Here is a 14,334-nt window from a genome sequence, read left to right on the forward strand (position 1 = left end):
TTGACCACCGCGAGCGTGCCCCCGGACGGCCTCCTTCCGCTCACCGGCGCCCAACTCGGCATCTGGAACGCCCAGCGCATCGAACCCGACTCGCCGTACTACGTGGTCGGCGACGTGATCGAGATATCCGGTGAGGGACCCGTCGACACGGACGCGCTCGCGCAGGCGGTCCGGGCCACCACCGAGGAGGCCGAGAGCCTGCGGCTCAGGGTGTACGAGACGCCCGACGGCCCGCGCCAGGCGGTCGGCGCCGGCCCCGTCGCCCTGCCGCCGCTCGTCGACGTCGGCGCCGAGGCCGACCCCCCCGCCGCGGCCCAGGCGCTGGTCGACGCCGAGCGCGCCCGGCTCGCCGAGGCGTGCCGGGGCATGACGGACCGCCCGCTGTACTCCCGTACCGTCATCAGGCTCTCCGACCGCGAGGTCTGGTACACCCAGCTCGGCCACCACCTCGTCTTCGACGGCTACACGGCCGCCCAGCTCGCCCGCCGCACCGCCGCCCACTACACCGCCCTCGTCCGGGGCACCGAACCGCCCCGCCCGGCGTTCGGCGCGTTCGCGGCGCTCGTCACCGAGGACACCGCGTACCGCGAGAGCGACCGGGCCGCCGAGGACCGCGCGTACTGGGTCGAGCGGTTCACACCGCTGCCCGACGTCGACGCCCACGACGGGCCCGGCACGGCCGGTGCACCCGCCCGCACGCTCACCGCGCGGGCCGTCCTCGACCCCGGGGAGACCGCCGCCCTGCGGGCCTTCGCTGACGCCGAGGGCGTCTCCTGGGGCGAGGCCCTGATCGCCTGCTACGCCGCCTTCCTGCACCGCGTGCTCGGCCGCACCGACGTCGTCTTCGCCCTGCCCCTGATGTGCCGGACCGGCTCCACCGCGCTGCGCACCCCCGCCATGGCGGTCAACGTGCTGCCGATGCGGGTCACCGTCCGCGGCGGCGACCGGCTCGGCACGCTGAGCCGCCGCGTCGCCACCGCCATGCGCGAGATGCGCGACCACCAGCGCTACCGGGGCGAGGACCTGCCCCGCGACCTCGGCGTGCCCGGCGCCGGAGCCCTGCTGCACGGACGCGGCATCAACCTCAAGGCGTTCGACCTGACACTCGACTTCGCCGGGGCGGCCGGTGTCATGCGCAACGTGGCGGGCGGACCGCCCGAGGACATGGGCCTCAGCGTCCTGCCCACCCGTGACGGCGGCCTCCTGCTCGGCTTCGAGGTGGACGCCCGTGCCAAGGACCAGGCCGCCGTCGACCGCCTGATGACCGGGCTGCGCGCCCTGCTCACCGGGCTCATCGAGGGCCTGCCCGTCGCCCGCGTCGCGCTCACCGGCGACCCCGCCGCCCAGCTCGCCGAGTGGAGCCCGCCCGCCCTGCCCGGCACCCCCCTCGACGTGCCCGCCGCCTTCGACGCCATGGCCGCCGCCGGACCGGGGAACACCGCGCTGGTCTGCGGCGGCGACCGGCTGACCGCCGCCGGACTCGCCGACCGGGTGCACCGCGTGGCCCGCGCCCTGCGTGCCCGGGGCATCGGCGCCGAGGACGTCGTCGCGCTCGCCCTGCCGCGCTCGGCCGACGCCGTCGTCGCCCTGCTCGCCGTGCTGGACGCGGGGGCCGCCTTCCTGCCGCTGGACGCCGCGCACCCGCCCGAGCGGCTGCGCGAACTCATCGCGGACACCCGGCCCGCCCTCGTCCTCACCGACGGCACGGTCGACGGGCTGCCCTGGAAGGCCCTGCTGGACGAGGCCGCGGACCTGTCCGGCGCCCCGCTGACCACCGCCGAACTCTCCCACCCGCGCGACCCCGGGCACCTCGCCTACGTCATCCACACCTCCGGATCGACCGGCCGCCCCAAGGGCGTGCTCGGCCGCGCGGGAGGGCTCGCCGCGCTGCTGCACCACCAGCGCTCCACGGTCGTCACGGAGGCCGAGCGGGCCACCGGCCGCCGACTGCGCGCCGCGCACACCTACTCCTTCGCCTTCGACTCCGCCTTCGAACACCTCGTCTGGCTGCTCTGCGGGCACGAACTCCACGTGTACGACGCCGAGACGGCCCGCGACGCGGACGCCCTGCTCGCCGCGTACGCCCGCGACGGCATCGACGTCATCGACACCACCCCCTCGATGGCCGCCCCCCTCATCGACGCCGGCCTGCTCGACCTGCCTCCGGCGCTGCTGCTCCTGGGCGGCGAGGCCACCCCGCCCGCCCTGTGGCGCCGCGTCGCCGCGTCCGGGATCGCCGCGCGCAACATGTACGGGCCGACCGAGGCCACCGTGGACGCCACCACCGCCCGCATCGACGGCGGCGAACCGGCCATCGGACACCCGCTCGCCGGCACCCGGGTCTACGTGCTGGACAACGCCCTCCAGCCCGTCCCGCCCGGCACGGCCGGCGAACTCTACCTGGCCGGACCGCACCTGGCCCGCGGCTACCTCGGCCGGCCCGGGGCCACCGCCGAACGCTTCGTCGCCGACCCCTTCGGCGGCCCCGGCGAGCGGATGTACCGCACCGGCGACCGGGCCCGCTGGGTGCCCGGCCGGGGCCTGGAGTACGGCGGCCGGGGCGACGGACAGGTCAAGATCCGCGGCCACCGGGTGGAGACCGGCGAGGTCGAGGAGGCCCTTGCCGCCCTGCCCGGGGTCACCGCCGCGGCCGCGCGGGTCCTCTCCTCCCGGCTCGTCGGCTACATCGTGTCCGCCTCCGTCACCGGCGACGAGGCACGCGCCCGGCTCGCCGAGCGGCTGCCCGACCACATGGTCCCCGCCGCTGTCGTGGTCCTCGGCTCCCTGCCCGTCACACCGAACGGCAAGCTCGACCGCGCCGCGCTGCCCGCGCCCGCCCTGCCCGGCGGCGGCCGGGAACCGGGCACCGAACGCGAACGGCTGCTGTGCACCGTCCTCGCCGACGCGCTCGACGTCGAACGGGTCGGCGTGGACGACGACTTCTTCGCCCTCGGCGGCGACAGCATCACCGCGATCACCGTCAGCAGCAGGCTGCGCGCCCTCGGCCTCGGGCTGCGCCCCAAGGACCTGCTGGCCCGCCGCACCTTCGCCGCGCTCGCCGCCTCCGCCGAAGCGCTCGACGGCACGGCAGGACCGGCGGACGAGCCGGTCGGCCCGGTGCCCGCACCGCCCATCGTGCGCGCCCTGCTCGACCCGCACCCGGACGTCGACACGGTCGCCGGATACGCCCAGTGGACCGCCCTGTACGTGGACGCGCTCACCCCGGACCGGCTGACCCGGGGTGTGCAGGCCCTCATCGACCACCACGACGCGCTGCGGCTGCGCGTGGCCGGCGAGCCGGAGATCCTGCCCCGGGGCACGGTCCGGGCCGCCGTCGAGGAGGCCACCGGCGAAGAGGTGGCCGCCCTCGCCCGGCGGCTCGCCGGACAGCTCGACCCGCGCACCGGCGACCTGGTGCGCGCCGCCCTGCTCCGCACGGAGGAGGGCACGGCGGACCGGCTGGTCCTCGTCGTGCACCACCTCGCCATGGACGGCGTGTCCTGGCGCGTCCTCCTGCCCGACCTGCACACCGCCTGCTCCGGCGGCGCCCTCGACCCCGTCGGCACCTCCTGGCGCCGCCACGCGCAGGTCCTCGCCGAACAGGGCAGGACCGGCGCCCGGCGCGGTGAACTCGCCCACTGGCGTACCGCACTGGGCTCCGCCTCCCGGCTCGGGGCACGCCCCCTGGACCCCGCACGCGACACCGTGGCCACGGCGCACCGCACGGTCACGACCGCCTCGCCCGAGGCCACCGAGGCCCTGCTCAGCACGCTGCCCGCCGCCTACCGGGCCGGTGTGGACGAGATCCTGCTCGCCGCCCTCGTCCTCGCCCTGCGCGGCTGGGGCCTGCGCGACGACGCCGTCACCGTGACCATGGAGGGTCACGGGCGCGAACACCTCGACCTGGCCCGGACGGTGGGCTGGTTCACCAGCGAGTACCCGGTCCGGGTGCCCGCCCACGACGACGTCCGCGCCACGCTGCGCGCCGCCAAGGAGGCCCGCCGCGCCGTCCCCGGCAACGGCATCGGCTACGGGGTGCTGCGCCACCTCGACCCGGAGGCGGCTCCGGAGCTGGGCGCCGTACCGCCGCCGGACGTGCTGCTCAACTACCTGGGCAGGTTCGCCCCGTTGACCGCCGACGGCTGGCGGCTCCCCGAGCACGACGCGTTCTCCGTGACCGAGCCCGACGCCAAGGCCCTCGAACAGGTGCTGGCCCTCAACTGCTTCGTCCATGAGGGAGACACCCCCCGGCTCGCCGTCGAGTGGACCGCCGCGAGCGAGGTCGTGGGACCCGACGCCGTGGCGGCCCTCCAGGACTGCTGGGCCGCCGCGCTCGACTCGCTGGCCGCGCACGCCCTGCACACCACCGGCGGGCTCACCCCCTCCGACCTGCCGCTGGTGGCCCTCGACCAGGACGCGATCGACGCGCTGGAGCGCACGGGACGGGTCAGCGACGTGCTGCCCGCCACCCCGCTCCAGCTCGGTCTGTCCTTCCACACCATGGTCCGCGACGACACGGACACCGACGTCTACGTCGTCCAGGCCGTCACCACCCTCTCCGGGGAGCTGGATCCGGACCGGATGGCCCGCGCCGCCCACGAGCTGCTGCGCCGCCACCCCGCGCTCCGCGTCCACCTGGGCACCGTCGGGGACGAGGTGGTGCAGGTGATCCCGGCCGACGTCGCCCTGGAGTGGCGGCGGGACGACGACTGCGCCGAAGCGGCCCGCGCCGACCTGGCGCGCCCCTTCGACCCGGCGCGGCCGCCGCTCATCCGCTTCCTGCTCTCCCGGGTGGGGCCCGCCGAGCACAAGCTGGTGATCACCAACCACCACGCCCTGCTCGACGGCTGGTCGATGCCCCTCGTCGGCCGCACCCTCCTCGCGATCTACGCCGAACTCGGCGGCGGACCCGCCGCACCCGCCTCCCCGCCCCTGTCGGAGTACTTCCACTGGCTGGCGGACCGGGACGAGGAGGCGTCCGCAGCCGCCTGGCGCGAAGCCCTCGCGGGCGTGGACGACGCGACCCGGCTGGCCCCCGCGAGCACCGGGAACGCCGTGGAACGGCCGGGCCGGGAGACCGTCGAGCTGGGCCGCGAGTTCAGCGACCGGCTGCGCGCCTTCGCCCGGGAGCGCGGCATCACCCTGACCACGGTCCTCCAGACCGCGTGGGGCCTGCTCCTCGGCAGGCTCACCGGCCGCCGCGACGTCGTGTTCGGCTGCCCGGTCTCCGGCCGGCCCGCCGAGGTCGACGGCGTCGAATCGATGATCGGCCAGCTCGGCACCACCGTCCCCGTCCGCGTCCGGTACGCCCCGGACCGCACGGCGGCGGACGTCATGGCGCAGGTGCACGCGGAGAGCGTGGCCCTCGCCGAGCACCACCACGTCGGACTGCCCGGCATCCAGCGGGCCGCGGGCATCGGCGAACTCTTCGACACCATGCTCGTCATGGAGAACTTCCCGCTCTCCAGCCGCACCCGCACCCCGCTCGCCCCCGGGCTCGACCTCACCGGCGTCGACATCACGGACGCCACGCACTACGCCCTCACCGTCATCGTGATCCCGGGCGACGAGATCACCATCGGCCTCGGCTACCAGCCCGGCGCGTTCGACCGGGAGACCGTGCGCGACTACGGCCGCTGGCTGCGCAACCTGCTCCACGAGATCACCGGGGACCCGGACCGGGCCGCCGTCGCGCTGCCCGCCCTCGACGCGGGCGAGCGCGCCCGCATGCTGCGTACGGGCACCGGGACCGTCGCCGCGAAGGAACGCGGCCACTGGCTGGACCAGTTCGCGGGCTGGGTCCGGCGCAAGCCCGGCGGCGAGGCGCTGGTCTGCCGCGACCGCAGCCTCTCGTACGCGGAACTCGACCGGCGGGCCAACCGCCTCGCGCACGCGCTCATCGCGCACGGCGTCCGGCCGCAGGACCCCGTCGCGGTCCTCGTCGGCCGGGACATCGAGATGACCGTCGCCCTGTTCGGCATCGCCAAGGCGGGCGCGGTGTACGTGCCGATGGACGCGGCCTACCCGCGCGAACGGCTCGCGTACATGTTCGACGACATCTCACCGGCGGCCGTCGTGACGACCGGCGCCGAACTGCCCGTCGACCGCGCGATCCCCGTCCTGCGCCTGGACGACCCGGCCACCCTCGCCTCCGTACCGGACACCGACCCGGCGGACGCCCGCGCCCGGCTCACCGACGACGCGCTCGCGTACGTCATCTACACCTCGGGCACCACCGGCCGCCCCAAGGGCGTCGGCGTCACCCACCGGGGCGTGCCCGATCTGGTCGCCCTCCAGGAGGAGGTCGTCGGCGTCACCGAGCACGACCGCTATCTGCACTTCGCGTCGACCGGCTTCGACGTGGCGTTCTGGCAGACCATGGTGCCGCTGCTGTCCGGCGGTACGTCCGTCATCGCACCCGAGGAGGTGCGCGTGCCCGGCGACGAACTCCTCGACTACATCGCGGAGCACCGGGTCACCGGCGTGAACCTGCTGCCGTCGTTCCTCGCGGCGATGCCCGACGACCGCACCGTCGACCCCGACGTCCTCTTCGTCGTCGGCGCCGAACGGCTCGACCCGGAGCTCGCCCACCGCTGGGGCCGGGGCCGCCGGGCGCTGTTCAACGCCTACGGGCCGACCGAGGTCACCATCAACTCGACCACCTGGCGCTACGACCCGGACGACGCAGGACCGCTGCCCATCGGCCGCCCGGACCCGAACGTCCGCGCCTACGTGCTCGAGGGCGGACTCCAGCCCGTCGGCGTCGGCGTCACCGGAGAGCTGTACCTAGGCGGCCCGAGCGTGGCGCGCGGCTACCTCGGCCGCCCCGGCCTGACCTCCGGCGCGTTCGTCGCCGACCCGTACGGCCCGCCCGGCACCCGCATGTACCGCACGGGCGACCTGGTGCGATGGCGCCACGACGGGCAGCTTGTCTTCCTCGGCCGCGCCGACCACCAGATCAAGGTGCGCGGATTCCGCGTCGAGCTGGGGGAGATCGAGACCGCGCTCACCGCGCACCCCGACGTCCGCGCCTGCGCCGTCGTGATGCGCGAGGGCCGGCTCGTCGGCTACGTCATCCCGGCCGACGACGCCGACCTGGACACCGCCGGGGTGCGCGCGCACCTCGCCGAGCGGCTGCCCGACCACATGGTCCCGACCGCGCTCGTGCCGCTCGGCCGGCTGCCGCTGAGCCCCAGCGGAAAGCTCGACGCCTCGGCGCTGCCCGCCCCCGCCACGCTCTCCGCCGCCCGGCGCGAACCGGCCACCGAGGCGGAAGCGCTGCTGCTCGACGTCTTCCGGGACATCCTCGGCCGCGACGACATCGGCCCCGACGACAACTTCTTCGACGTCGGCGGCGACAGCATCGTCTCCCTCCAACTGGTCTCCCGGGTGCGCCGCCAGGGCCTCGGGCTGAGCCCGAAGGACGTGTTCGACGGCGAGACCGTCGCCGGGATCGCCGCCCGGGCCCGCGCCCTGGACGGCGAGGCCGCCCCGGCCGTCGGGGACGCCCCGCTGACCCCGGTCATGCGGGACCTGCTGCACCGCGCGGGCAGGGCCGCCGACGGCTTCTGCCAGTGGGTGGAGGTCTGCGTTCCGCCCGGCGGCGACGAGAAGGGCTGGCAGACGGTGCTCGACGCCCTGCTCGCCCGCCACGACGTGCTGCGCGCCCGCCTCGGCGACGCCGCCCTGCACATCCCCCCGGCCGGTGAGCTCACCGGCGCCGACGTCCTGACCCGCGTCCCGGCCGACGGCGACCCGCGCGCCGCCGCCGACGCCGCGACCGCCGCCGCACGCCGCGCCATGGACCCGCGCACCGGACCGATGCTGCGCGCGGTCTGGGTGGACGCCGGGCCCGAGCGTCCGGGCCGGCTCGTCCTGATCGCCCACCACCTGGTGGCCGACGGCGTCTCCTGGCGCATCCTCCTGGACGACCTCCGGCACGCCCACGAGGGGGGCGAGCTGACCCGGCACGGGCAGTCCTTCCTCGGCTGGGCCCTCACCCTGCGCGAGGCCGACCGGCGCGCCGAACTCCCGCACTGGCGGCGGATGACGGCGACCGAGCCCCTCGCCCGGCCGCTCGACCCCGCCCGGGACACCGTGGCGACCGCCGCGCACCACGAGATCCGGCTCGACGCGGACACCACCCGCGCCCTGGTCACCACCCTGCCCGCTGCCCACCGCGCCACCCCGGACGCCGTCCTCCTGACGGCGCTCGCCCAGGCGGTACGGGACTGGCGCGGCACACCGGAACTGCTGGTCGCCCTGGAGAGCCACGGCCGCCCCCGGGAGGTCGACCTCTCCCAGACCGTCGGCTGGTTCACGGCGGTCCACCCCGTCCGGCTCGACGCCTCCGACGACGTGCGCGCGGTCCGGGACCGGCTGCGCGCCCAGGGCGACGGCCTCGGCCACTCCATCCTCACCACGGCGGGCCTGCTCGACCCGGTCCGCCCGGAGGTCGCCTGGAACTACCTCGGCCAGTATCCCGGCGCCCCGGAGACCGAGACGCCCTGGCAGCCCGCCCCTGACGCCGACCCGCTCGGCTCCGACGGCTCCGGCCCGATGCCCCTCCCGTACAGCCTCATGGTCAACGCCCTGGTGCGCGACGACGCGCTCGGGGTGCGGATCACCTGGCCGGGCACACTGTTCGACGGGGCGGAGATCGAGGAGCTGGCGGAGCACCTGAGGGCCGCGCTGCTGCGGGTCGCCGCCGCGCCGGAGACCGTCGCGCTCGGCGACCGGCCGACAGCCGCCGTACAGCCGCTGAGCCCGTTGCAGGAGGTGATGCTGCGGCACTCGCGTACCGAGCGCCCCGATCCGTACACCGTGCAGTCGGTGTTCTCGCTCGCGGGCCCGCTCGACACCGGGGCGCTGCGCGGCGCCGGTGACGACCTGCTGGCCCGGCACCCCAACCTGGGCGCGGTGTTCCCGGCCTCGCTCGCGGTCATCCCGGACGCGCCCCGGCCGGAGTTCCGTGTCACCGACGCACCCGCCGACGAGGTGCTGGCCGCCGACCTCGCCGAACCCTTCGACCTCGCGCGCGGCCCGCTCTACCGGATCACCGTGATCCGGCTCGGACCCGAGCGCGCCGACCTCGTCCTGACCAGCCATCACGCCCTGTCCGACGGCTGGTCCGCCCCGCGCATCCTGGGAGAGCTCTTCGCCCTGTACACCGCGCGGACCGAGAACCGCGCGCACGGACTGGCCGCCCCCGTCCCGTTCGCGGACTACCTCGACTGGTGCGCGGAGTACGAACCGGACCTCGACGCGTGGGCGGCCGAGCTGGACGGGCTCCCCGAGGGCGACTACCTGGGCGGCGACGGGAGCGGCCCGGCCTGGCAGGAGCCCGAGGTCATCGACTTCGACGCGGCGCTCGTGGCCGGGCTCACCCGGCTCGCCGCACGGCACGGGCTCACCCCGAACACCCTGGTGCAGGGCGCCTGGTCGGTGCTGCTGGCCCGGCGCTCCGGGCGGCGTGACGTGTGCTTCGGCGCCATGGTGTCGAGCCGGCCCCCGGCCCTGGAGGGCGTCGAGGAGATCATCGGCCTGCTCGCCAACACCGTGCCGGTACGGGCCAGGCTCACCGGCACCCTGGCCGCCGCGCTCGCCGGTCTCCAGGCCCGCCAGCGCGACCTGGTCGAGCACCACCACGTGGCCCTGTCCGACCTGGAACGGCTCACCGGGCGGCGCAGACTCTTCGACAGCATGGTGGTCTTCGAGAACTACCCGGTCGATCCGGACCGCCTGCGCGAACCGGCGCCCGGACTCACCGTGCTCTCCACGCGCTTCCGGGAGTCCACCCACCACCCCGCCACGCTGACCGTCATGCCGGACGGCGACGGCTGGACCGGGGTGCTCGCCCACCGGGCCGGCACGGACACCGGCGGGCTCGCGGACCAACTGGTGGACCTGCTGCGGAACATGGAGCGGAACCTGGACGCGGATGTGCGCGGCCTCCTGGAGGACCGGTGACCACCGCGCCCGCCCCGCCCGCCGAGCGCGTGGACCGGGACCTGCTGCGGATCGCGTTCATCCTGGTCCTCGGCACGTTCATGGCCTCGCTCGACGCCACCATCGTCGGCGTCGGACTCGACCGGCTCACCGAGGAGTTCGGCGCGTCCGTCGCCGAGATCCAGTGGGTCTCCAGCGCTTATCTGCTCGCCGTCGTCGCCGCCGTCCCCGCGTCCGGCTGGCTGGCCGGCCGGTTCGGCGGCCGGCGGGTCTGGCTGGCGGCCATCGGAGTGTTCCTGGCCGGCTCGGTGCTGTGCGCCTTGGCCTGGTCGGCGCCCAGCCTCATCGTGTTCCGGGTGATCCAGGGGCTCGGCGGCGGGTTGCTCCCCGCGACCGGGCAGGCGCTGCTCGCCCGGATCGCGGGCCCCGGGCGCACCGGCAAGGTGATCAGCGTGGTCGCCGTCGTTCCGCTGCTCTCCCCGGTGTTCGGGCCGCTCGCCGGGGGCTCCGTGCTCGCGGTCGCTCCGTGGCCCTGGCTGTTCCTGGTCAACCTCCCGATCGGCGCCGCGGCGGTCCTGCTGGCCCGCCGTCACGTGCCCGTGGTGCCCCCGGCGTCCCAGCGGGCCGCGTTCGACCTGCGCGGGGCGCTGCTGCTCTCACCGGGCCTCGCGGTGCTGGTGTACGGGCTGACCGAGATCGCCCACGACCGCGCCGTCCCGGCCACGATCGGCGTGGGGGCGGGGGTGGTCATGCTGGCCGCGTTCACCGTGCACGGGCTGCGCACCCGGGCCACCCCGCTCGTGGACCCCCGGCTGTTCGCCCGGCCGCCCTTCGGGGCCGCCGCGCTCGCGCTGGTGGTGCTGGGGGCCTCGGTGTTCGGCACGACGTTCCTGCTGCCGCTGTACTTCCAGTCGGGCCGGGGCATGTCGGCCTGGGAGGCGGGACTTCTGCTCGCGCCCCAGGGGCTGGGCGCGGCCGCCGGTTCGGTGCTCGTCAACCGGACCATCAGCAAGGTGGCGCCGAGGACCCTGGTCGTGACCGGCATCGTGCTGATCGTCGCCGGGACCGCCCCGTTCACCCTCCTGGGGCACGGGGTCCCGGACGCGGTGGTCGCCTCGGCGCTGGTGGTGCGCGGCTTCGGGATGTCGATGGTCGGGGCGCCCGTGATGAACATCGTCTACGGCCGGATCGAGCCGGAGCAGTTGCCCCGGGCGGCCGGGGCGCTCAACCTCCTGAACACCGTGGGCGGTTCGGTCGGCACGGCGGCGGTGGCGGTGATCCTGGAGAACCGGCTCGCCGCGACCGGCGCGGACGTCCCCGCGGCCTTCGGCGACACCTTCTGGTGGGTGCTCGGCTTCTGCCTGTTCGCCGCGGTGGCGGCGACGCGGCTGCCCCGTACGAGGCCCCGGCAGGCGTGACAGGCGCCCATGGGTGTGCCCCCGGCCTCGGCGGATTCGCGGGGCCGGGGGCACACCCGGGTGAGGGTCAGGGGCGGCCGGTCAGGTAGCCGCCCATGGAGGTGAAGTACTCCGTCGCGGGCAGCTCGCGGCCGTCCTCGGTGCGGACCCGGGTGATGGCCAGGCCGTGGTTGCGGCCGGTGCGGGCATCGGCGCCCGCGACGATGACCACGCCTTCGCCCTCGCGGTAGAAGATCCGGCCGGGCGTTCCGCCGTACCGGCCCTCGGAGACGACACTGGCCAGGATCTCGATCCGCTTGCCCCGGTGGAAGGTGAAGGCGCTGGGGTACGGGGCGGACTGGGCGCGCACCAGGCGTTCCAGGTCCTCGGCCGGCCAGTTCCAGTCGATCCGGATGTCCTCCTCGGCGCGCTTGTGGAAGAAGGTGGCCTGCGAGCGGTCCTGCGGGGTGAACTCCGTCTGCCCGTCCGCGATCAGGGCCAGCGCCTTGGTCGTGACGGGGGCGATGAGGTCGACGGTCTTGTGGAAGAGATCGGTGGTGGTGTCCCTCGGGCCGACCGGGACGGACTCCTGCCGGACGATGTCGCCCGCGTCCAGCTCGTCGTTCATCATGTGCGCGGTGACACCTACCTCGCTCTCGCCGTTGATGAGCGCCCAGATGAGCGGCGAGAAGCCCGCGTACTTCGGCAGCAGCGAATCGTGGACGTTCAGGGTGCCCCGGCGGGGGAGCGCGAAGATGCGCGGCGGGATCCAGGTACGCCAGTTGTTGGCCACGATGACGTCGGGGTCGGCCGCCTTCAGGCGCTCGTACAGCTCGTCGTCGTCCGGGCGGTTGCGGATCAGGACCGGGACCCCGTGCTCCTCGGCGAGATCGGCGACGGAGTCGCTCCAGATCCTCTCGTACGCGTGCTCGCTCCTGGGGTGGGTGACGACCAGCACCACGTCGTGCTCGGAGTCCAGGAGGGCTTGCAGGGTGCGGTGCCCCCAGGTCTGGTAACCGAACATGACGACCCGCATGGGGGTTCCTCCTCGACGTAGAAGACTGAGCCAAGCAAGTAAAGCAAGGCTTACCTTATCTCGCAACGGACGTGCGAAGTGCTCCAGTTGGGGCGGACCCGTGTCGGGAGTGTCCGGATCGCGCCGGTCGACAAGCGTGGACGGATTAGCTTAGGCTCACCTAAGTTCATCGGGGCGCTGTTTCGGCGTGCCCGCCCCGCGCCCGTTCCCCGCATCCGACAGGCGGCTTCCCCGCACGATGGGAGTGACATGTCACAGGCTCGTCCTGGCGACGCAGCACCGGTCCACGACCTCATTGGCATCGGCTTCGGCCCGTCCAATGTGGCCATGGCGATCGCGATCAGCGAGCACAACGCGCGCTCCGGGACGCGGGAAGCGGTGACGGCCCAGTTCTTCGAGCAGCAACCGGCCTTCGGCTGGCACCGGGGCATGCTCATCGACGACGCCACCATGCAGGTCTCGTTCCTCAAGGACCTGGTGACGCTCCGCAACCCGGCCAGTGAGTTCAGCTTCCTCTGCTACCTCAAGAGCAAGGGACGCCTGATCGACTTCATCAACCACAAGAACCTCTTCCCGCTGCGGGTCGAGTTCCACGACTACTTCGAGTGGGCCGCCTCCCAGGTGGACGACCTCGTCTCCTACGACCACGAAGTCGTCGGTGTGACCCAGGTGGCCGAGGACGGCGTCGTGGAGTATCTGGACGTCACCGTCCGGTCGGGGGAGGGGCTGACGGTCCACCGCGCCCGCAACCTCGTCATCGGCACCGGGCTCCGCCCGCTCCTGCCGCAGGGCGTGGAGCGCGGCGACCGCGTCTGGCACACCTCTGAACTACTCACGCGGGTCGCCGAGTTGGACGGCACCTCACCCTCCCGCTTCGTCGTCGTGGGCGCAGGGCAGAGCGCCGCCGAGAACGTCGCGTATCTGCGCCGCCGCTTCCCCGGTGCCGAGATATGCGCGGTCTTCTCCCGCTACGGCTACAGCCCGGCCGACGACAGCGCCTTCGCCAACAAGATCTTCGACCCGGATGCGGTGGACGAGTTCTACGCGGCGCCGGAGAACGTCAAGCGCCGGCTGATGGACTACCACGGCAACACCAACTACTCCGTGGTCGACATCGATCTGATCGATGACCTGTACCGGCAGATGTACCAGGAGAAGGTGCTCGGCACCGAGCGGCTGCGCTTCCTCAACGTGTCCCGGCTCACCGCGGCCGAGGAGACCCCGGACCAGGTGCGCGCCACCGTGACCTCCCTCGTCACCGGCGAGGAGACCGTGCTCGACGCCGATGTCGTGGTGTTCGCCACCGGCTACAGCCCGGCCGACCCGCTCGGCCTCCTGGGCGAGGCCGCCGCGCACTGCCTGCGCGACGAGGAAGGCCGGGTCCGCGTGGAGCGCGACTACCGCATCGCCACCGACGCCGCGCTGAACTGCGGCATCTACCTCCAGGGCGGTACGGAGCACACCCACGGCATCACCTCGTCCCTGCTGTCCAACACCGCGATCCGGGTCGGTGAGATCCTGGACTCGCTGCTGGACCGGAGCGTCAAGTCCGCACCGGACGAGGCCCGTCCACTCGCCGAGGGGCCCGGCGGCACCCGCTAGGCGGCCGACGAAGACAGCAGGACCGGGCCCCCAGGAGGTGGGCCCACCCGAAACCGACGCACACCCGACGCGGCCGTTACCGGCGCGTGGGCCCGAGGAGGAACCGCCCGTATGAGCACCAACCCGTTCGACGACCCCGAAGGCCGTTTCCTGGTCCTGGTGAACGACGAGGGCCAGCACTCCCTGTGGCCGTCCTTCGCCGAGGTGCCCGGCGGGTGGACGGTCGCCTTCGAGGAGAACACGCGGGACGCGTGCCTGGAGTACGTCGAGGCCAACTGGACCGATATGAGGCCCCGTTCGCTCGCCGCGTCGATGGACGCCTGACGCCTGACACCCGTGGCCACGGCCGCA

Annotated in this window: 5 protein-coding genes; 4 read left to right on the forward strand and 1 reads right to left on the reverse strand. The window is 74.3% G+C overall.

The features are described 5' to 3' along the window. Positions 1-9,969: an amino acid adenylation domain-containing protein gene (locus ACZ6C6_RS06375; protein WP_469199669.1), complete on the forward strand. Its 9,969-nt coding sequence runs from the start codon at positions 1-3 to the stop codon at positions 9,967-9,969. Continuing rightward, positions 9,966-11,366 (forward strand): MDR family MFS transporter, encoded by a 1,401-nt coding sequence (locus ACZ6C6_RS06380; RefSeq protein WP_469199670.1) that lies wholly within the window; start codon positions 9,966-9,968, stop codon positions 11,364-11,366. Before ACZ6C6_RS06375 ends, ACZ6C6_RS06380 begins: the two co-directional genes overlap by 4 nt. A 67-nt stretch (positions 11,367-11,433) precedes the next feature. On the opposite strand, the gene ACZ6C6_RS06385 is transcribed toward ACZ6C6_RS06380, so the two are convergent. After that, positions 11,434-12,381, reverse strand: a complete 948-nt coding sequence (locus ACZ6C6_RS06385) for a methionyl-tRNA formyltransferase (protein ID WP_469199672.1) — start codon at positions 12,379-12,381, stop codon at positions 11,434-11,436. A gap of 249 nt (positions 12,382-12,630) precedes the next feature. Between ACZ6C6_RS06385 and ACZ6C6_RS06390 the strand changes: the two genes are divergently transcribed. Both ACZ6C6_RS06390 and ACZ6C6_RS06395 read left to right on the forward strand, forming a co-directional pair. Continuing rightward, a complete protein-coding gene (locus ACZ6C6_RS06390; RefSeq protein WP_469199674.1) occupies positions 12,631-13,983 on the forward strand; it encodes a lysine N(6)-hydroxylase/L-ornithine N(5)-oxygenase family protein in 1,353 nt (450 codons plus the stop codon). Between the two features lie 111 nt (positions 13,984-14,094). Then, the gene (locus ACZ6C6_RS06395) at positions 14,095-14,307 is read left to right on the forward strand and encodes an MbtH family protein (RefSeq protein WP_469199676.1); all 213 of its coding nucleotides are present in this window, start codon (positions 14,095-14,097) and stop codon (positions 14,305-14,307) included. The last annotated feature ends 27 nt before the right edge of the window (positions 14,308-14,334 follow it).

It is taken from the genome of Streptomyces sp. NPDC041814 (assembly GCF_055590565.1).